This window comes from Bradyrhizobium centrolobii (assembly GCF_001641635.1).
GTDB classification, from domain to species: domain Bacteria; phylum Pseudomonadota; class Alphaproteobacteria; order Rhizobiales; family Xanthobacteraceae; genus Bradyrhizobium; species Bradyrhizobium centrolobii.
The window spans coordinates 1-19,065 of record NZ_LUUB01000113.1 but is presented as its reverse complement, the minus strand read 5'-3'; the positions used below and the strand labels follow the sequence as shown (position 1 = coordinate 19,065).

The window sequence follows — 19,065 nt, the reverse complement described above, 5'->3', positions numbered from 1 at the left end:
TTATTGATCGAGAATCTGCATAAGCGGTTCGGGCCGGTCAAAGCGATCGAAGACGTCAACATCCGCGTTGCGGATGGCGAGTTCGTCACGCTGCTCGGGCCGTCGGGGTGCGGCAAGTCGACGACGCTTGGCGCCATTGCAGGCTTGGATCAGCCGACAAGTGGACGGATCCGTGTCGGCAACAAGACCTATTTCGACGGGGATAAGGCAATCTTCTTGCCGCCGGAAGCGCGGAACTGCGGACTCGTATTCCAGAGCTATGCGCTGTGGCCGCATATGACGGTCTACGACAATGTCGTGTTTCCGCTGAAATTGCGTAGGGTATCCACAGCTGATTGCAAGCGGCGCGTCGAGGAGAGCCTTGCGCTCGTCGAAATGGAGCGTTTTCAGGATCGCTATCCGCATCAACTCTCGGGTGGACAGCAGCAGCGCGTCGCGCTTGCGCGAACGTTGGTCTATCAGCCCGAAATTCTTCTGCTCGATGAACCTCTCTCGAATCTTGACGCAAAGCTACGCGACCGCGCCCGCACCTGGCTGGCAGAATTGCGCACTCGCCTCGGCCTGACCACGATCTATGTGACCCATGACCAGGTGGAGGCGCTTGCCTTGTCCGACCGCATCGTGGTCATGAACGGCGGTCGCATCAGTCAGATCGGCGCGCCCCAGGAGATCTACACGCGGCCAGCCGACAGTTTCGTGGCTGACTTCATCGGGACGACGAACTTCTTGAACGGCGAGGTAGTTGGAGCACCCGGTGGCGACGGACAGACGCTCGTCAGTCTCTCCGACGGTCAGCGCGTTTTGATCAAGTCCGACAAACGTCCATCATTGGGTGACAAGGTTACGTTTGCCTATCGTCCCGAACAGATGCGCCTGGCAACGCCCAATGATCCGGCGATCGGAGGTTCGATCATCGAAGCGGACGTGGTCAGCCATTCCTACGTTGGGGGGCGTTGGCAGGTCGGACTGAACGTGGGCGGAAATCAGATCCGCATTGAAACCCAGGACGCGACGACGGACCGCCAGTTGCGCCTGTGGCTGCCCCTGACTGGCGGTATCCTGTTTACAGAACGGACCCATGGCAAATCCCACTGACGCTACCTCTCTCGGAGGCGCTTTGCCTCAGGCCGACTATACGCCCGGCGTCCGCGGACCGTTGACTGGGCTCCGCGTCGTCGACCTTTCGCGGCTGGTTGCCGGCAACCTGCTGACGCAGCATCTTGCCGATTTCGGAGCCGACGTCATCAAGGTCGAACCACGCGAAGGCGACACTCTGCGCGGCTGGCGCACCAACGGCGTCGAGACGAACTGGAAAGTTCATTCGCGCAATAAACGCAGCATCTGCCTGGAATTCCGTCACGATGACGCGGTGCCGCTGATCCGCCAGCTCGTTCCGGGGGCTGCGATGCTCGTCGAAAGTTTCCGGCCGGGCACGCTGGAACAGATGGGTCTTGCTCCGGAAGAGTTGCTGCGACTTGAACCCAAGCTTGTGATTGTCCGCATTTCGGGGTGGGGGCAAACCGGTCCGTACCATCGCCGGCCAGGTTTTGGCACGCTGGTCGAAGGCTTCTCCGGCTTTGCGGAAATGAACGGCTTCGCCGATCGCGAACCGGTTCTGCCGCCAATGTATCTGGCCGATGCGTTGTCCGGTCTCACCGGCGCATTCGCGGTCATGGCCGCGCTTCGGGAGGTCGAAGTCAACGGCGGGAAAGGGCAGGTAATAGATCTGCCTCTGCTGGATCCGATCGTGAACTCGCTTGGGCCTCAGGCGGCGAACTACCGGTTGACGGGCAAGGTCAAGCCGCGCAGCGGAAGCCGTTCGAGCGGATCGGTGCCGCGCAATGTCTACCGCACCCTTGATGGCGGCTGGGTCTGCCTGTCGGCGTCCACGCAAGGGATGGCGATGCGGGTGCTGCGTTCGATCGGCCGGCCCGAGCTTTGCGATGATCCGCGGTTCAAGACCAATGAGCAGCGGCTCGTCCATGTCGTCGAATTGGACAAGATCATTGGCGATTTTATTGCGACGCGGACGGTCGACGACAATGTGGCCTTCTTCGAGGCGGCAGAAGTCACGATCGGTCCGGTCAACGATACCGTCCGATTGATGAACGATCGTCATGTTCATGCGCGGGGACTGCTGGCCGACTATCCCGACGAGGACATGGGGACATTCCCGATGCACGCCATTCCTGTGCGTCTGTCCCAAACGCCAGGAAGCATCCGAACGCCGGCGCCGCGACTGGGACAGGATAGCCGTGACATCTTAGCCGAAGCCGGCCTCAGCAACGATGATATCGACGCCGCCGTGACATCGGGAGTTGTGAAGGAGACCAAGAAATGACCATGCAGCGAAAATTTCCTGTCTGGCGCTCCGCGCTGTTCGTCCCCGCGAACGTAGAGCGGTTTGTCGTCAAAGCCGTGGAACGCGGTGCCGACGCATTGATCATCGATCTCGAGGACAGTGTGCCGCTCGCGCAAAAGGATGCCGCGCGCGCGCTGGTCCCGGGCATTGTGAAGCGCTTCCGGGACACCGGAAAATCGGATGTCATGGTGCGGATCAACCAGCCGCTCGAATTGGCCGTGCGAGACATCGAGGCTGCCGTGATCCAGGGCGTGGATGCCATCAAGATCACCAAGGTCGAAGGCGCAGAACACCTGCGCCTGCTTGATGAGATGGTGACAAGATTGGAGATCGACCGCGGATTGCCGCTTGGCAAAATCTGGTTTGTCGGATTAATCGAAGCGCCGGGACCGCTTGCTAGGGCACATGACATCGCACGGTCAACGCCACGGCTGGCCGGCATCTCATTGGGTGCGGAGGACTATGCCACCGCAATCGGGGCCAAACCGACCGAAGAGACCTTGTTGATGCCGAAACAGCAGGTCGTGCAGGCGGCCCGGGCCGCCGGGATCATGCCGCTCGGCACCATCGGCTCAGTGGCAGATTTTGCCGATCTCGATGGATATACCCGGATTGTTCGGCGGTCGGCGGATTTCGGGTTTGTCGGCTCTGCCTGCATCCACCCATCGTTGGTGCCAATCCTCAATGCGGGTTTCAGCCCGTCGACGCAGGACGTCGAGTACGCCGAGCGCGTCGTTGCACTCAACAAGCAAGCGGCTGCCGAGGGACGTGCTTCGTTCGCAATCGATGGCAAAATGATCGATATCCCGATCGTTCAGCGGGCAGAGGCGCTGCTCGAACGCGCGCAAGCGATCGCTGCCCGAACGCATCGGTCGCCTTGATTGAGGAGCTGGCTCGATGCGCATGGATTCCCGTGTCAGGCGCCCGCCGTCCGTTTCGCCGAGGATGAGCGCCTGATCGAAAATGCCCGAGCGGCATTTTCGATCTTGGGCTTGTCGCCCATGAAGTGGGGTTGTGGATCGGGCCCCCCAGGCCTAACTCCGGCGAACCGCAATCGCGGTCATCTCGAGCTTGACGCCAGCGCCGAGATCGGCGACGCCGATCATGGCCCGAGCCGGCAGGTGGGCTTCCGAAAAGTGCGCCTTCCAGGCCGCATTGAATGCAGGCTTCTCGCCGAGGTTCGTAACGTAAATCGTGGCTTGCAAGACATTGGAAAGGTCGGATCCGAGGGGCTCGAGCAAACGCGACAATTGGCCAAGCACGTCGTTTGCCTGGCCGGCCATGTCAAGGCTCGTGTCCTCGGGGACGATCCCGCCGATGTAAAGCACGCCATTGTGCTCGACAACCTCGTGAAGCAGGCCCTCATACGGTAAAGTGCGGTTGATCATGGTGCCACCGATGACGATGTAGGCAGGCGATGATTAGGAGAATGGTCCGTTTGCGTGGGGACGCGCGCTCGATGATTTTACAGGCATTCTGCGAGGCGGTCGAAGCGGGGTCTTTCTTCTGCGACCGCTTGATCCTCTTTTGAAAGCTGATTGCGGATCCGCTTGCGCCGCTTTTGACGGCGAAAACGACTTGATCGAGTATTTGACTGGCTCCAGCTGACGATGACGCGATCGCGTCGTGTGCTTCGTCGGCCTTGTCTTGAACGAGTTTGCAGAGCTCGTCGACGCGCTTGATCGCGCGCGCAGGGCTCAGCGAGACTTGCCTGGCAAACTGCTGCCAATCGGACCCATGGATGTGGATACCTTCGTTTCGTCCATTGAGCCAGCCGTTTGGTGACCTTGGGATAAACTTCCCCACACATAATGCCGCCAGGTGTGTCGCAAGAGCAACAGCCGGCGCATTTTGCACGTGTCGCGGGTAAATCCAAACTTCGCGCGCCCTTGTGAAGAACAATTGGGTTCCAACATTACCACCGCGCATAGATCACTCACCGCAAGCGGCGGGATGAAGAGACGGCTGCCGATAACGAAGTGAGCGCCATGCACGTGTTTTTCAGAATCGCGATCGTTCTATTTGCCATGTGGCTTCTTGTTGATCCGAAGACGGCTTCGGCGCATGCCATCATCGTTTCGTCCTCGCCGGCAGCGGGCGCGACCGTCACCGGCGATGCCGTCGCGATCCGCCTGCACTTCAACAGCCGGATCGATCATGCTCGCTCGAAGCTGACGCTGTTGGCTCCGAACGGCGCTTCGCAGGCGTTGACCCCCGCATCCGACTCGCCCGCCGACGAGCTCAATGCCGATGCGACGCGGCTTTCGACGGGTGCGTGGCGCCTGCGCTGGCAGGTGTTGAGCGTCGACGGGCATATCACGCGCGGCGACATTCCGTTCACCGTTCACTGACGTTGCCGCCTTGTACCTGCTCCTCGACATCTTCGGTTATCTGTCGGTTGTCCTGCGGGGCCTCGTCCTCATTGCCCAGTCCTTCACACTTGGCGGCCTTGCGTTTCAGATGTTGCTGTGGGGGCCATTGCGGCCGCAGCTCTCTGTCGGCAGCCTCGCGGTCGAGGAGAGATGCCTGGCGGTTCTGCGGTTCAGCGCATTCGCATGGGCACTGCTGACCGTCGCCTCGTTGGCTCTCAACGCGGCAGCGCTGGTCGGAACACTCCAGGTATCGTGGAGCGAGGCGGTCAGTGCCGATTTTGGCCGGGCGGATCTCGTCATTGCCGCTTGCGCATGCGGCGTCGCCTTGCTGGCGCGAGGTCGCTCGAGCAGGGCCCGGTCGATAGCTCTTCTGGCCCTTTCCCTGCTGGCGTTGGCCATGCAGACCAAACTGACCCACGCGGCCAGCCGGCTGGACGTGCGCTGGCCGCTGCTTCTTTCCGGCGCGGGCCACATGTTGGGGGCAGGGATCTGGATCGGGGGGCTTCCCTACTTCCTGATCGCGCTCGGCGGCTCCAAGGCCACGGGCGACTGGCGTCTCATCGCGCGGCGCTATTCGTTGATGTCAATGGCTGCGGTCGCCGCCATTGTCTGCGGCGGCACCGTCATGGCGATCAAGTATATCGGCACCACCGACGCGATCTACGGCACCGCCTATGGCGTCATGACATCGGCGAAGGTGGGGCTGCTGGTGATGCTGCTGGTGCTTGGGGCAAGCAACTATTTCCTCGTCGAGCGGCTGCGACGCGACCCCGGCACGCCGATCCTTCGATTGAAGCGCTTCGCGGAAGTCGAGATCGGCATCGGCCTCACCGTTCTGCTCGCCGCGGCCTCGCTCACGTCGCTGCCGCCGGGAGCTGATCTTCCTCACGATCGTCTGAATTGGCAGGAAATCGTCGAGCGGATCACGCCGCAATGGCCGTTGCGTCTGAGCAGCCCGGATCACGACCGGCTGACGATATCGCAATTGCAGGAGAAGGTGGCCGCGACGGAAGAGCAGCGTGCGCGTGTGCCGCCGGCCTATGTGCCCGGTGAGGGCACGATCCTCCCGCGCAGTGCCGAAGACATCGCTTGGTCGGAGTACAACCACCATTGGGCCGGCGTGTTCGTGATGCTGATCGGGCTGCTCGCGCTCGTCGAGCATTTTCGCTGGGGCAGCTGGGCGAGGCACTGGCCGCTGCTCTTTCTCGGAATGGCTGCCTTTCTGTTCTTTCGCGCCGACGAGCAGGCCTGGCCGCTCGGGCCGGCGGGCTTTTTCGAGTCGTTTCGCGATCCGGAGGTCGCGCAGCATCGCATCTTCGTGCTGCTCATCGTCGTGTTCGGCCTGTTCGAATGGCGCGTACGATTGCGCGGCAACGACGCCGGGCCGGCGGCGCTGGTGTTTCCCTTGACCACGGCGCTCGGCGGCGCCCTGCTGCTCACGCATTCGCACGCGATCGCCAACATCAAGGACCAGCTCCTGATCGAGATGAGCCACACCCCGCTTGCGCTATGCGGGGTCGCCGCCGGCTGGGCGCGCTGGCTCGAATTGCGTCTCGACGGCCGGGTCAGCCGATTGGCCTCCTGGATCTGGCCCGTCGCGTTCGTTCTGGTCGGGCTCATCCTGCTGGATTACCGCGAAGCATGAGTTCGCGTGCGGTGACGAGAACCGGAGCGCTTGGCCTTTGGACGTCTTCACGGATCGGCATGTTGAATGCCGCGGCGATGCTCAGGCGCCAGTTCAGAGCGAGCTGCCGCCACAGATGACGAGCTGCTGCCCGGTGATGGCCGCAGCTTCCGGCGAGAGCAGGAATGCCACTGCGCTCGCAACCTCTTCCGGACGAATGAAGCGGCCGATCGGCGGCAGTTTTGGCGCGACGTTGGCGCGCGTTGGATCCTTCAGCATCGGCGTCTCGGTGGCGGCGGGCGCGACGACATTGACCGTGATGCCCTTCGGCGCGAGCTCCATCGCCCAGGACCTGGCTAGGGCGACCATCGCCGCCTTTGTCGCCGCATATTGCCCGCGGCCGGAGGCGCCCGATGCGGTGCGGCTGCCGATGAACACGATACGGCCGCCCTCGGGCAGGCGAGGCGCAAGCGCGTTGGCAAGACGCTCGGCGACGTCGACATGCAGCCGCCACATCGCGGCGCCGTCATCATGGTTGAGCGCCCCGAGCTGACCGATCCTAAGCATGCCGGCCGCATGAACAAGCGCGGTCGGTTCGATGCCCGCGACGGCGCCCGTAATGGTGGCGACGTCGCTTAGGTTAAGCGACAGGTGATCAAAGGCTGGGTGGTCGAACGGCGCAGGACGGCGGCTGACGCCGGTGACGCGCCAGCCGTTGCGCAAGAGGCGCTCGACGATCGCGGCGCCGATCCCGGAGCTGGCGCCCGTGACGAGCGCGTGGGGTCTGTTCTCCATGATCCCAGCCTCAGCCGACGCGCGTCACCCACGGCTCGGTTACGCGAACGTACTTGATCGCGCGGCGATGGAACGTAAAGGCGAGGTGAAGAGTCCCGTCGGCGGTCTGTTTGACGGAAGGGTAGGACAATTCGCGGTTGGTCTGGTCGCGGGAATTGTTGGTCATGCAGTAGCCGTCGCCGGTCTCGACGTCGCGCTTCGTCCAGCTCCGTCCGTTGTCGGTCGAGACAGCCAGCGTCATCGGTGCCCGTGGCGCGCCCCAGAACGCGGTGCGTCCCTCCGCCTTGCTGCCGTCGCCGGCAAGAACGGGCGGAAGGTCGTCCTCGATCTCCTCATAGAGCGACAGGCGGCGCTCGGTTGCGGCAGTGGCGCTGCTGTCATTGAAGACGAGCGCGAGATGTCCGTTGGCAAGACGCGTGAACTGGATCGAGGAGTTGTTGTTCGGAAGTGCGGTCGCGGCCGGCGCCGTCCAGGTACGGCCGCGGTCGGTGGAGCGGCTCTGGTAGATGTTGTCCGCCCAGCGGCTGCGAAACAGGGCGAGCAGTGAGCCATCGTCAAGGCGCTCGATGCACATGTGGACGCAGCCGCGGCTTCCCGGGACGTCCACATCGCGCCAGGTCGCGCCGGCATCGGACGAGATCTTCACCGCGCTGGTGTCCTCGTTGCCGTTCCATTTGCGTCCCGGCGTGCTGTGACAATAGAAGACCGGCAGGAGCCAGTCGCCATTGTCGAGCAACACGATCGGCTGCCGGATGAAGGTACCGCGGCCGCGCCGCTCGGGAAACAGCGTCTCGATCGGGCCCCAGCTGCGACCGTTGTCGCGGGAGAGGCGGCGGCGGATCAGCGCGGTGTCCTGGTTTCCCGCGAGCTGCGCCGTCCACATCAGCCAGAGCGTGCCGTCCGGGGCAGGGAACAGCACCGGGTTCTGCTCTGAACGCGCTGAGTCATCCGACAGCTTTTCGGCCGGCGACCACCGCGTCGCGCCACGGGCAAGGCGCGAGAAATAGACCGAGATGTCCGACATGCCTTCCTGCGTGCCGCCGAACCAGACGCAGGCGAGATCGCCGTTGGCGAGCGCCATCAGGTTGGCCGCATGATTCTGCACACAGGGCGACGGAATGAAGGCGTCGAACCGGTCGGGATCGCCGGCTGCCTGGCGAACGATGCCGTCGACGGTGATCTCGCGCTCCACGATCATGTTGAAGTCCTTTCCACGAAAGCATTGGGTTGCGCGGCCTGCGGCGAAGCGGGAGTAGCGGGCCGGCGGCCCAGCACGAGGCGCTCGACCGCCATCACGACCAGCGGTGTCACGGCTGCGATATACATGTTGTCGATGCCGAAGGGGTTTCCGAGCACGTACCAGACCGTCGTCGAGATCGCCGCGCCGATCAGGCCCGCCGTGGCGCCGCGGTTGCTGGCAAACAGCGGCAGATAGAAGCCCATCATCGCCACGATCGTGATCGACAGGCGCAGCGCGCGCGTGAAGAACGACAGCTTGAGGATCTCGGGAATGAAGAAGACGAAGACCAGCGGCACGATCCCGATCACCACCGAGAATACGCGGGTCATCTTCAGCTCGCGTTCCGGCGTCGGCTTCCAATAGGGGACGTAGAAGTCGCGCACCACCAGCGAGGCGATCGCGAGCGCAACCGTGCAGACGCTGACGAAGATCGAGGCGACCAGCGAGGTCGTGACGAAGGCGGAGGCCAGCGGCGGCATCTTCTCCAAAAACACTGGCAGCGCATAGAGGCTGTTCATGTCGGGATAGAGAAATTTCGCGGCGACGCCGATCAGGGCGAGCAGGAAGCCGAGCGGAAGACAGAACGCCGCGGCATAGAAGGTGGCCTTGCGGGCGTCATCCGCGCTCGGCGTCGAGGAGATCGCCTGCACGATGAACTGCGTCGAGAAGATCGCGCCGACTGTGCCGAAGGTCCAGGCGAAGATGGTCGCAAAGCCGATCTTGCCTTCCCAGGTGAAATAGTAGGCGGGCAGCTTGGCCTGGATCGGTGCAACACCGCCGGTCAGCGACATAGCGACCGCGAAGATGATGACGATGCCAACGACCTTGATCGCGCTGTGCAGGATCGTGACCCATGCGACGCCCTTCAGTCCGCCGAACACGTAGTAGAAGGTGCTGACCACGGCGATGATGCACATCGCAACGGGCATGCTGACATGCAGCGCGGTGGCGATCGCAGCCGCGCCGCTGACATAATTGCCGACGTTCACGAGCAGCAGCGCGTAGATCATGATCACCGATACCGTGAGCATGGTCGACTTTCCGTATTTCTGCGCGATCGCGGCCGAGATGGTGTATTCGCCGGAATTGTAGAGCTTCTTCACCATCAACAGCCCGAACAGCAGGAAGCCGATCGAGGCGCCGAGCACGGCCCAGCCGGCCGCCATGCCCGATTGAAACGCCTCCTGCGCAGTACCGACAGTCGACTTGGCGCCGACGAACTCGGACATCATCAGCACGCCGACGACAACGGCCGGCATGGCGCGCGCGCCGGTCATGAACTGGTCGCTGGTCGTGCTGCGCAGCCTGAACGTGAGCCAGGACGTGAAGGCGATGTAGGCCACGATCATCGCGACGATGAGCGTGCTCTCTCCACTGAGGATGGCTTGCATCGGTGACGTTTCCTCTGGTGACGCGGACGCGGTGTTGTGAGGCCCGCTTTGCCCGGCTTCATCCGACTGAGTGTTTGATCGGAATGCGAACAATTGTTGTCAATGCTCATTAGACCCGTCCGGACGCCGTGCGTCAAGCGCACGTGCGGAGGCAGCGGCGAGACGCGCCCCGGCAGGCGGCCATTGCCGCAGCACGTTCAATGGGTTCCGGGTGAAAGACGGCGGCCGCTCGCCTGGGCCGCGCGGGTCAGGTGGCGGCCGGAGGCGCTACGGCGTCCTGTCCGTGGAAAAGCCGATCCGCGACGATGTCATCGCATGCGCGCTGCTGCGATGAGCACAGGCGCGCGACCGATCGTTTCACTGGGAACGTAACCACGGCCGACGAGATTTTAGTTCTGCGCGGGCATCGGATGGTGGAGGACGTCGATCTCGGCTTCAGGGGCGTGATCGTTCAGGATGCGCTCTGCAGCTCGTCCGACGTCGGGCACGATGCGCTCATGACGATGTACCGCACCCGCTTCCACGGCCAGGTGGATCTGGTGACTGCGGAGGAGCTGGCGGAGTTTTGGCGCGAATAGGGATCTGATGATCCAGCTTGCGAGCCGGCAGCCGCCGATCCGGCTGCCACAGCTCGATGCGCGACAGTTGTACCGGTCCGATGTCACGCTTCGTCCATTACCGCGCTCAGGAACTACGCATAGTGCCCCGGGTTGGTCGAATCACGCCGACTTATCGAGGAGCCAGCATGACGGAACCGGATGTTCGCAAGGCGATGCCGCCCGGCTGTCGCGGTCCGGCTCGCAAGAAGCGGGCGGCTGCAGGAGCCCGGTGCAGGCATTAAAGATCCGAATTCCAAATGACTGCCTGAAAGGACAGCAAATGCTGGAAGAGAAACTCAAGGAAGCCATGTAGTTCGCTCGTTACAGCAGTGCTTTCAGCTCTAGCGCATCGGCCGGCGCCGCGCTCTTCTGGTCGTTGTCGAAATAGACATAGACGTCGCAGCCCTGCCGCTTCCACGACCTGATGCGCCGGGCCCATTGCGCGAGCGCCGGCCGCGAATAGTGGCCGTGATAGCGACCGCTCGGGCCGTGACCGCGCACGTAGACGAAGTTCGCGGTGCGCTTCCAGGGCGCCGGTGCATCGTGATGGTCCGACAGGCAGAGCGAGATATTCTCGTCGGCCAACATTCTGAGAATGCGCGGCTGATACCAGCTCGGATGACGAAATTCGAAACTGTAGCGTCGCTTCTTCGACAGCAGCTTGAAGAAAGCGGCGAGCCGATCGGCATTCGCCTCGAACTGGGGCGGGAGCTGAAACAGGATCGGCCCCACCTTGCCGCGCAGCAGTGAGATGCGGTCCTCCAGCAGTTCGAGGCTGTTTTCGGAGCGATCGGACAGACGCTTCCAGTGTGTGATGAACTTGGACGCCTTCCAGGCGAACACGAACTCGCTGCCGGTCTGCTCGCGCCACGCCTTGACGGCTTCCGGCGTCGGCGTGCGGTAGAAGACGCCGTTCAGCTCGGTGGTCTCAAACTGACTGGCGTAGTAGGCAAGCTGCTCCTTCAGCGGCAAGCCTTCGGGAAAGAACGGGCCGCGCCAGGATGCGTAGTGCCAGCCGGAGGTTCCGATCAGAACGCGAGCCATTTTTCACGTGCCATCACTGAGCGCGGTGACATCGAGGCCGCGCTTGCGAAGAGGAACGTCCGTGCGGGCGATACGTTGCTTGTGGATGAGGCTCGTCTCTCGGCATCGTCACGGGCTGCGGGCCAGCACGCTTTACTAGGCCGTGAACCCATTAACGCGCCGGGCTGACGGCTTGTCAGAGTCCGCTGTGCCCCCGATTCTGTTGAAAAAGTCGTCTGCGGTGTTGGGACCAATTTTTTAAGGGCCGCTGATGCGCTTGGTGTCTTGGGACGTAGGGGACCACTCCGACTTGAGCGGATTCATCCGGCGGCCTTCCGCGTCCGTCGAAGCGACAACAATCTCGGCCAACAGCGCCGCGTCCTGAACCTTCGAGACGTGGTCATCGCGCTCAGCTGGCTGGGCCAGGGCGACTACGTCGCCGCCGATTGGGAGGAAGCCCCGAAGACCGGGACCACGCCGCCCCGGCTCACCTTGTTCTCGGGCGAGGCGAGGAAGAGGATCGTCGCCGCCACCTCCTCCACCTTGGGCCAGGCGTCGAAATTGGCCTTGGGCATGTCGCGCCGGTTGGTGGGGGTATCCATGATCGAGGGCGCCACGGCGTTCACCAGGATTCCCTCTCCCGCCAGCTCCTCGCCCAGCGCTGCGGAGAGCGCGGCGACGCCGGCCTTGGCGGCGGTAGAGGCGCTTATATTCGCCCCGGTGCGCGGCTCCAGAGCCTGGCGCGCCGCCACGTTGACGATACGCCCGCCGGCCCTCCCCCGGCGCATCGCCGCCACCGCTTCGCGGCAGCAGAGGAAGCAGCTCACGAGATTGTCGTCGATCAGCCGACGCAGCAGCTCCCCGCTGGTATCGGTCAGCGGGGCGAAGGCGAAGCCGCCGGCGATATGGATCGAGGCCCAGAGCGCCGGGAGCCCGCCATAGAGCTTCGCCACCGCCGCCTCATCCGCCAGGCTCGGCACGGGGATCAGGCTCAGCGCCCCGCTGGGAAGGCCTTCCTTCTCCCGCTCCTGCCGATAGGGCACATGGCAATGGGCGCCCGCCGCCAGCAATGCGCCCACCACCGCGCGCCCCAGGGCGCCAGTGCCGCCGGTTACCACCACGTGACGATCGCGAAAATCCATTCGACCCTCCTGTTTCCTCTGCCTCGATCCGGCGGCGCTCGCCGCCGCTCATCCTGCCGCCCGCCTGCCGTCCTTCTGCCGTCATTCTCTCCCTCTCTCATGCGCGCCCACGGGCCCGCCCGCTTTAGGACCTTCGGTTGGCGGATGCGGGATCAGGCTTTTGCCTGTGAGCGGCGGAGCCATTCGTCCAGACCGATGCGGCCGAGGCGCGCTTCGCCTAACGGCACCAGCGATTTCTCCTCGACCCGGCCGCCGAAGTATCGGGCCTCGGGGTCTCTCACGACCTCACGCGGATCGCCGATCGCCTTCAGATAGCGGGCAACAATTTCGTTGAACGGTGCTCGTTCCGGGCCCGCGATCTCGACGATGCCGTTTCGCGGCGCCGCGAGCGCCACTTCGGCGACGTTGGCAGCGACGTCGTCCGACGCGATGGGCTGGAACAGGCCGGGCGAAAGCCTGACCACATTTCCATCCGCACTTGAAGCGGCGATGCCGCCGAGGAATTCCATGAACTGGGTCGAGCGGATGATGGTGTAGGGGATGCCGGAGGGCGCGATCAGTTTCTCCTGGGCGACCTTGGCACGGAAGTAACCATTGTCGCTCCGGTCAGTTCCGACGATGGATAGCGCGACATGGTGTCGGACGCCGGCTGCGGCCTCCGCCGCAAGAAGGTTGCGCCCGGAAGTCTCGAAAAATTCCAGCACCGCCTTGTCTTCCCATGAGGGCGCGTTGGCGAGGTCGATCACCACCTGCGCGCCGGCCAGGGCCTCTTTGAGCCCCTCGCCGGTGATGGTGTTGACGCCGGTATTGGGCGAAGCGGCGACGACCTCATGGCCGCCCAGGCGCAGAATGGCGACAGTCTTCGAGCCGATCAGGCCGGTGCCGCCGATGACGACGATCTTCATGTGATGACTCCCGAGTTCAGTCCAGCGACGTGCTGGACATTTGTTATCGGTTCAGACTGGCGCAGAACGGACATGGCGTCACAGCATCAGCCAGCCGTCTCCTTTCAGCGCAAGTAGTCGTGCACGACCTTGCCCAGGCCGAGGGTCAGATCGGCGATAATGTGGACGCCCGACAAGACCTCGAGCACTGGCAGTTCGGCCACCGGTGCCAGCGCATGCGCGTGGAGGTCGAGCGCGGCCGGGCCGGTCCAGGCGCCTTTGACAGTAATGTCCTCGAGATAGTACTCGACGAGCTCGCAGATGCGCGGTGTGCCGTCGACATGCGGAATGATCTTGAGGAGGAAGTTCGGCGCCGCGAGCGATGCCTTCACCGCCGCCAGATCCGAAGTCTTGTGCTTGTAGCCCATCGACCCAGTGGCGATGCGCACCGGGCCGTAGTCGAGCGTGCCGACAAGCGTGTCGATCTCGATGTGTAGCGTAGGATCGGCGAGCTTCTTGGGGAAGCCCCAAAGCTCGCGGCCGCCGGCGATCGGCCCCTCGTCGTTGAGGAACATGCAGTGCGAATAGCCGCCCTGGCGGCCGCGGAACGTGACCGGAATGACCTGGCCCGTCTCGGTGTAGTCGCCGAAGCCGGTCGAATCCGGCATGCGGATGAACTCGTATTTGACTATGTCGCCGTCCGACACGAGCGGCTCCGGCACCAGCGCGCGCAGCTTCTCCGGATCAGTGCGGTAGGTGATGATCAGATACTCGCGATTGATGAAGCGATAGGGCCCCGGCGGATAGGCCGGGCTCGTCAATGGCATCGCAAACGCTCGCTCGCGAATGTCGTTTTCTCTCATCGCTGAATCTCCTGATATAGGTGTGTCGAAGGGGCGCCGCGTCTCGCGGCCCGCGGCTCAATCGCGATCACCGGCAAAGTCGAAGATGGTGAGTTCCTCGCCATTGCCGGCGCGCTCCAGCACCTCGGGATGGCGCAGCGTGCGAATGGTGTCGTGGTAGCCGGAGCGCCAATGCTCCGCCATGGATACCCGGGAGAATTCATAGTCTTTCGAGTCGCCTTCGTAGCCTCTCGGTCGATAGATGAGGTGCACGAGGTTGTAGGCGTGGCGTTGCGCGCGCGAGGCCAGGAACTTGGCTTCCTCGCTTTGCTTGAACTCGTCCGGCAGCTGGTCCAGGAGCGTGGCGACGGAGTATTCCACCTTGTGCAGCAGCTTGATGAAATTCGTGAAGGCGCGGGTGCGGCTCGAGTATTGGATCTCCTTCTGACGGGTCGCGACTTCCGCGAGGTTGCGCGGGAACTCGCCGCGTGCGCTCCAGAGATCGACCTGAAACACGAGCGCGTCAGGCATCCGCTGGCCCGTCACGCGCGTGTTCGTCACAAGCCACTGGAGCGGCGTGTTCGAGACGAGGCCGCCATCCCAATAGTGCTCGCCCTCGATCTCGATGGCTGGGAAGCCGGGCGGCAGCGCGCCGCTGGCCATCACATGCTCGGGTCCGATCACCTGCGTCCCGGGGTCGAAATAGACCAGGTTGCCGCTGCGCACATTCACCGCGCCGAGGCTGAGACGCGTGTCACAATTGTCGGAGTTTACGTGGTCGAAGTCGACGAAGCGCTCGAGCGTGGCTTTCAGCGGCCGCGTGTCATAGTAGCTCGTCGCCTCGATCGTACCGGGCGGATGAAACCACGGATTGGGGAGTCGCGGCCTGAAGAAGCCCGGCGTTCCGGCGCAGGCAACCGTGGCCGCGCTCACCTGATTGGCGAGCGCGCGCGCAGCCTCGCCTCGTTCAAAGAGGCCGACGACGTCGGCGTCGAAGCCCATGGCAGGGGCGGTGATTTCCTCCCAGAATTCGCGCAGCCTGTCGACGCGTCTCTCGGGCGCATTGCCGGCGATGATGGCGGCGTTGATGGAGCCGATCGAAATGCCGACGACCCAGTCGGGATGAAGTCCGGTCTCGGCCAAGGCCTGATAAACGCCCGCCTGGTAGGCGCCGAGCGCGCCGCCCCCCTGCAGCAGCAGCACGACGCGATCGAAAGGAAGCCGCGCGCGCAGGTTCCGGCCCTTGCTCGCTGCGCCCGGTTTCGGGACGAGCGGTTTTTCCGCAAGCGGCGTGTCGGGCGCGCCCTGATCGCGCAGCGCTATCGTCGGCATGCTCTCCGAGATCGTGCTCTTGGCCATGTTGACCCTCCCTCGTCGATGACTGGAGATTCTTTGATGACCGGGGCGCCTTAAATGGGGTTCGAAAAGTGGGTTCAAATGCTAATGAGAAGAAATTATCCGGTCGCCCCTTCGCACTCAACACCAGGATAACATGCCGCGCCGCTTTCTTAGACGGCGTCTAGGGGCAGCCATACTGATCTATTTGTGGGAGGCACCCGGATGGCTCAGGTCCGAGTTGGGTCGTGTGTCACGAGCATCGCCGGCCACACGCGCGGTGCACAACTGTACGAGAGATGAAGGAGGGCCCTTCGAGGTCGGAAATCAGTTTGTTGACCTCAAAGCGAACGCACGCCGATGAGATCGAAATGATTTTTCCTTTCGGGGCCAGCTTACAAGTCCATCAGACGGCGTTCACATCGGCCCCGCGGTTCAGGCTATTTGGCTAAGCGTGGCGCAACCCGATACGACAAGCTGGCAGCCAACTACCTAGCGTTCGTCAAGCTCGGATCCATCCGCATTTGGCTACGTGCTAATGAGTCCGCGCCCTGGTCACGTGAATCTAAAGTTCGCCACATAAGGTCTGTTGGGCTTTGTGACAGAAGCGTTTGACGGAAGCCAAAATCTGGTCCGCCGACTTGGTCCATTTGAAGGGCCTCGGGTTTTTGTTGTGCAGGTCGATGAAGGTGCGGATATCGGCCTCGAGCTGCCTGACGGAGGTGTGAACACCTCGCTGGATCTGCTTTCTGGTGAGTTCAGCGAACCAGCGCTCGACCTGATTGATCCATGACGCGGAAGTCGGCGTGACGTGGACATGATAATGCGGCCTACGGGCGAGCCACGCTTTGATCTTGGGTGTTTTATGGGTGGCGTAGTTGTCCATGACGATGTGGACATCGAGCCCTTCAGGAACTTGAGCATCGACCTCTTTGAGAAATTTCAAGAACTCGACAGCCCGGTGGCGCTTGTAGCATTTGCCGATGACGAACCCCGAGGCGATATCGAGTGCGGCAAACAACGAGGTCGTACCATGCCGCATATAGCTGTGCGTACGACGTTCCGGCACGCCAGGCATCATCGGCAAGACCGGTTGCTCGCGATCGAGTGCCTGAATCTGGCTTTTCTCATCGATGCTGAGGACAAGGGCTCGGTTCGGCGGGGACAGGTATAGGCCGACAATATCGCGTACTTTGTCGACAAACAGCGGATCGCTCGACAGCTTGAATGTCTGGCTAGGTGCGGCTGCAAGCCGAACGCCGCCCACATGCGGCGGATCGTGGTGTGGGAAAAGCCAGTTTCCGCAGCCATTGAGCGGATCGACCAGTGCGTCGCGTCGGCTGGCGTCGTGTGCAACGTCCGCTCGATCACCGCGGCAACCTGATCGTCGTTGATGGTGCGAGGACGGCCGGCGCGAGCCTCGTCAAGCAGGCCATCACAGCGATCCTTCAAAAATCGGCGGCGCCATTTGCCAACAGTGTGTTCATAGAGGCCGAGTTCGGCAGCCACGGACTTGCTTGGCAAGCCATCCGCACACCGCAGGATCGCGCGGCACCGCTCAGATGGCGACCGGGCAACACGATGACGACGAACTTGCCTCTCCAGGTACGTCCGCTCCTGCTGACTCAGCACCAACGGGGCGATCGGCCGGCCTCTCATACCTGCATTCGCCACAAGCGCTCTCCTTCAAAGGTCCCAGCGCTCTTTTATGTGACGAACTTACATTCCAGATGACTACTTCGCGGACAGCGCCGTCTTGGCGACCTCGGCCATCCAGCCGGATGCGACCGGCAGAATCGCATCGTTGAAGTCGTAGCGCGGGCCGTGCAGCTCCGCGCCGTCGCGCAATTCGCCGTTGCCGATCCACACAAACGCGCCGGGCCGCTGCTGAAGGTAAAACGCAAAGTCCTCGCCGGCCATGCTCGGCGCGAGGTCGCGCCGCACCGGCGCCTGCACCTGGTCGGCGGCCATGCGCGCGAGGCCGGCTTCCGCCGGTGTGTTGATCACCGTACCGACGCCCATAACGATGTCGGGCGTGACCTTGACGCCAAATCTATGGACCACGCCCGCGTTGCAAGAGGAATCGACAAAGGATAAGCGGTTTGCGCCAATCTATCCGGCTTCGATTTGAGGCTGTCGCCCCGAGCCATTATGGATATCCGCGCACTTCTGTCCTCAATAACTCGCCGGCCTCAAGAAGGGCCATGGCGTCGAACCAGGCTTCAGAAGTGTCGGTGGAACCGTTTCTCCATTCGTCCTTTCCGTCTCGCAAACCTCGGCGGGATGGTGTGCTATTCCGATTGGATCGTGAGTCTTCCTTCCCGGGTCGGGCGTCCTATGCAGTGTGGCCCAGGAAACTCGCTTCGTAGTCACGGCCTTTTGCGAGCATGCTCCAGGCCATGCGCGCGAGTTTTGCGGCCAGGGCGACAACCAGTACATTCGAGTGGAGCCGCTTCGATGCTGCCTCCAGCCAGGCTCCGAAGCCGTGCCTGGCCCAGGTTTGGCGCCTCAGCAGTACGGCTCTGGCTCCCTGAATGAACAATGTTCGTAGATAACGGTTGCCGCGTCTTGATATGCGACCGAGAATGGTTCGATCACCGGTCGAGATTTGTTTCGGTACCAGACCAAGCCATGCCGCAAAGTCGCGGCCCTTCTGGAACGCATCACCAGTTCCGATCGCGGCGATCATCGCGCTTGAGATGATCGGCCCGATGCCTGGCGCACTCATCAGGCGGCGACAATGCGCATCTTGCTCCGCGAGCTTGTTGATCTCCTTGGTGACTAACGCGACGCGACGGTCGAGATAGCGCCAGTCCTCGGCCAAGTCCTGGATGAGCCGAACCACCTGAGGCGACAGGCTTTCCGAAGGCATCGAGAGGATTTGGGGGAGCGCCAATCGGAGTGCTGCCGCTCCCTGCCGCACTGGTAGCCCTCGCTCAAGCAAAAAGCCCCGGATTTGATTGATGACCGCCGTTCTCTGCGTCACCAGTCGACTGCGAACTCTGTGGAGTGCCTGTAAATCAAGTTGTTCGGCCGACTTCAGTGGGACGAACCGCATTGTCGGCCGCTGAGCGGCCTCGGCGATCGCTTCAGCATCCCGAAAATCATTCTTGTGACCCTTGAGGTATGGTTTGACGTACTGTGCCGGCAAGAGCCGTACTTGGTGACCTAATTTCTCGAGCTTGCGCCCCAGATGATGTGCGCCTGCACACGCCTCCATTCCGATCAGGCAACGCGGAACATTGCCCAGCGACTGGTCAAGCTGATTTCTCGACCGCTTTTTGCGTAGCGTGATTGCGCCTGTGGCATCGAGGCCAACGACATGGAATGTGTTCTTCCCGAGATCGATACCGATTGTGACAATGTTCGTATTCGACATGGCTTGCGCTCCTGCTGCTGCCCCGCCGGGCTCCACGTTGCCGCTGAGAGCGGGCGTGGTCCATGCCATTAACTCGT

General features: G+C 62.7%; 17 protein-coding genes and 3 pseudogenes. 7 read left to right on the top strand and 13 right to left on the bottom strand.

Annotated elements, in window-relative coordinates; genetic code table 11:
* The first annotated feature begins 3 nt into the window (after positions 1-3).
* Genes AYJ54_RS40645 through AYJ54_RS40635 form a run of 3 tightly spaced genes read left to right on the top strand, consistent with a single transcriptional unit; the run spans position 4 to position 3,243 of the window.
* The gene (locus AYJ54_RS40645; RefSeq protein ID WP_245329257.1) at positions 4-1,095 is read left to right on the top strand and encodes an ABC transporter ATP-binding protein; all 1,092 of its coding nucleotides are present in this window, start codon (positions 4-6) and stop codon (positions 1,093-1,095) included.
* Positions 1,096-1,117: 22 nt separating this feature from the next.
* Complete coding sequence (locus tag AYJ54_RS40640) at positions 1,118-2,341, top strand: CaiB/BaiF CoA transferase family protein (RefSeq protein ID WP_245329256.1); 1,224 nt, start codon at positions 1,118-1,120, stop codon at positions 2,339-2,341.
* Entirely contained in the window at positions 2,338-3,243 is a 906-nt protein-coding gene (locus AYJ54_RS40635; protein WP_082906056.1) for an HpcH/HpaI aldolase/citrate lyase family protein, read from the top strand. Before AYJ54_RS40640 ends, AYJ54_RS40635 begins: the two co-directional genes overlap by 4 nt.
* A 153-nt stretch (positions 3,244-3,396) precedes the next feature.
* Here AYJ54_RS40635 and AYJ54_RS40630 read toward each other — a convergent pair whose 3' ends face one another.
* Together AYJ54_RS40630 and AYJ54_RS50220 are read right to left on the bottom strand one after the other, a co-directional pair.
* Positions 3,397-3,750, bottom strand: coding sequence for a RidA family protein (locus AYJ54_RS40630; protein WP_063708111.1), 354 nt, complete (start codon positions 3,748-3,750; stop codon positions 3,397-3,399).
* On the bottom strand, positions 3,725-4,291 hold the full coding sequence (locus AYJ54_RS50220) for a hypothetical protein (protein WP_136624278.1): 567 nt from the start codon (positions 4,289-4,291) through the stop codon (positions 3,725-3,727). The genes AYJ54_RS40630 and AYJ54_RS50220 overlap by 26 nt, the downstream gene beginning before the upstream one ends.
* A gap of 59 nt (positions 4,292-4,350) precedes the next feature.
* Between AYJ54_RS50220 and AYJ54_RS40625 the strand changes: the two genes are divergently transcribed.
* Positions 4,351-4,713 carry a copper resistance CopC family protein gene (locus AYJ54_RS40625; protein ID WP_063708110.1) on the top strand — a complete coding sequence of 121 codons (363 nt, stop codon included), beginning with the start codon at positions 4,351-4,353 and terminating at the stop codon, positions 4,711-4,713.
* A 10-nt stretch (positions 4,714-4,723) separates the two neighbouring features.
* Positions 4,724-6,379, top strand: coding sequence for a copper resistance D family protein (locus AYJ54_RS40620; RefSeq protein ID WP_063708109.1), 1,656 nt, complete (start codon positions 4,724-4,726; stop codon positions 6,377-6,379).
* 93 nt (positions 6,380-6,472) lie between these two features.
* Here AYJ54_RS40620 and AYJ54_RS40615 read toward each other — a convergent pair whose 3' ends face one another.
* From AYJ54_RS40615 to AYJ54_RS40605, 3 genes are read right to left on the bottom strand one after another with little or no spacing between them, the layout of a single operon-like run.
* Positions 6,473-7,153 carry an SDR family NAD(P)-dependent oxidoreductase gene (locus AYJ54_RS40615; protein WP_063708108.1) on the bottom strand — a complete coding sequence of 227 codons (681 nt, stop codon included), beginning with the start codon at positions 7,151-7,153 and terminating at the stop codon, positions 6,473-6,475.
* 10 nt (positions 7,154-7,163) lie between these two features.
* Positions 7,164-8,351 (bottom strand): sialidase family protein, encoded by a 1,188-nt coding sequence (locus AYJ54_RS40610; protein ID WP_063708107.1) that lies wholly within the window; start codon positions 8,349-8,351, stop codon positions 7,164-7,166.
* On the bottom strand, positions 8,348-9,784 hold the full coding sequence (locus AYJ54_RS40605; RefSeq protein ID WP_063708106.1) for a sodium:solute symporter family protein: 1,437 nt from the start codon (positions 9,782-9,784) through the stop codon (positions 8,348-8,350). Before AYJ54_RS40605 ends, AYJ54_RS40610 begins: the two co-directional genes overlap by 4 nt.
* 410 nt (positions 9,785-10,194) lie before the next feature.
* Here AYJ54_RS40605 and AYJ54_RS40600 point away from each other — a divergent pair, with 410 nt between their 5' ends.
* Positions 10,195-10,362 carry a cysteine hydrolase gene (locus tag AYJ54_RS40600; RefSeq protein WP_245329255.1) on the top strand — a complete coding sequence of 56 codons (168 nt, stop codon included), beginning with the start codon at positions 10,195-10,197 and terminating at the stop codon, positions 10,360-10,362.
* 342 nt (positions 10,363-10,704) lie between these two features.
* Here the strand turns inward: AYJ54_RS40600 and AYJ54_RS40595 are convergent, their stop codons facing one another.
* From AYJ54_RS40595 to AYJ54_RS40575, 5 genes are all read right to left on the bottom strand, one after another.
* Complete coding sequence (locus AYJ54_RS40595; RefSeq protein WP_063708105.1) at positions 10,705-11,427, bottom strand: DUF72 domain-containing protein; 723 nt, start codon at positions 11,425-11,427, stop codon at positions 10,705-10,707.
* A 410-nt stretch (positions 11,428-11,837) separates the two neighbouring features.
* The gene (locus tag AYJ54_RS40590) at positions 11,838-12,548 is read right to left on the bottom strand and encodes an SDR family NAD(P)-dependent oxidoreductase (RefSeq protein WP_063708104.1); all 711 of its coding nucleotides are present in this window, start codon (positions 12,546-12,548) and stop codon (positions 11,838-11,840) included.
* A gap of 152 nt (positions 12,549-12,700) precedes the next feature.
* Positions 12,701-13,453 (bottom strand): SDR family oxidoreductase, encoded by a 753-nt coding sequence (locus AYJ54_RS40585; protein ID WP_063708103.1) that lies wholly within the window; start codon positions 13,451-13,453, stop codon positions 12,701-12,703.
* Between the two features lie 104 nt (positions 13,454-13,557).
* Positions 13,558-14,295, bottom strand: coding sequence for an acetoacetate decarboxylase (locus tag AYJ54_RS40580; RefSeq protein WP_063708102.1), 738 nt, complete (start codon positions 14,293-14,295; stop codon positions 13,558-13,560).
* A gap of 57 nt (positions 14,296-14,352) precedes the next feature.
* Positions 14,353-15,633 (bottom strand): patatin-like phospholipase family protein, encoded by a 1,281-nt coding sequence (locus AYJ54_RS40575; RefSeq protein ID WP_245329254.1) that lies wholly within the window; start codon positions 15,631-15,633, stop codon positions 14,353-14,355.
* Positions 15,634-16,059: 426 nt separating this feature from the next.
* Here AYJ54_RS40575 and AYJ54_RS50215 point away from each other — a divergent pair.
* Positions 16,060-16,155: pseudogene (locus AYJ54_RS50215) on the top strand (IS5/IS1182 family transposase); the annotation flags it as partial.
* Positions 16,156-16,174: 19 nt separating this feature from the next.
* Here the strand turns inward: AYJ54_RS50215 and AYJ54_RS40570 are convergent.
* From AYJ54_RS40570 to AYJ54_RS40560, 3 genes and pseudogenes are all read right to left on the bottom strand, one after another.
* A pseudogene (locus AYJ54_RS40570) lies at positions 16,175-17,283 on the bottom strand (IS630 family transposase).
* Between the two features lie 60 nt (positions 17,284-17,343).
* Positions 17,344-17,661 (bottom strand): annotated as a pseudogene (locus AYJ54_RS40565) (M20/M25/M40 family metallo-hydrolase); the annotation flags it as partial.
* A 283-nt stretch (positions 17,662-17,944) separates the two neighbouring features.
* Positions 17,945-18,988, bottom strand: a complete 1,044-nt coding sequence (locus tag AYJ54_RS40560) for an IS110 family RNA-guided transposase (RefSeq protein ID WP_063705421.1) — start codon at positions 18,986-18,988, stop codon at positions 17,945-17,947.
* Between the last annotated feature and the right edge of the window lie 77 nt (positions 18,989-19,065).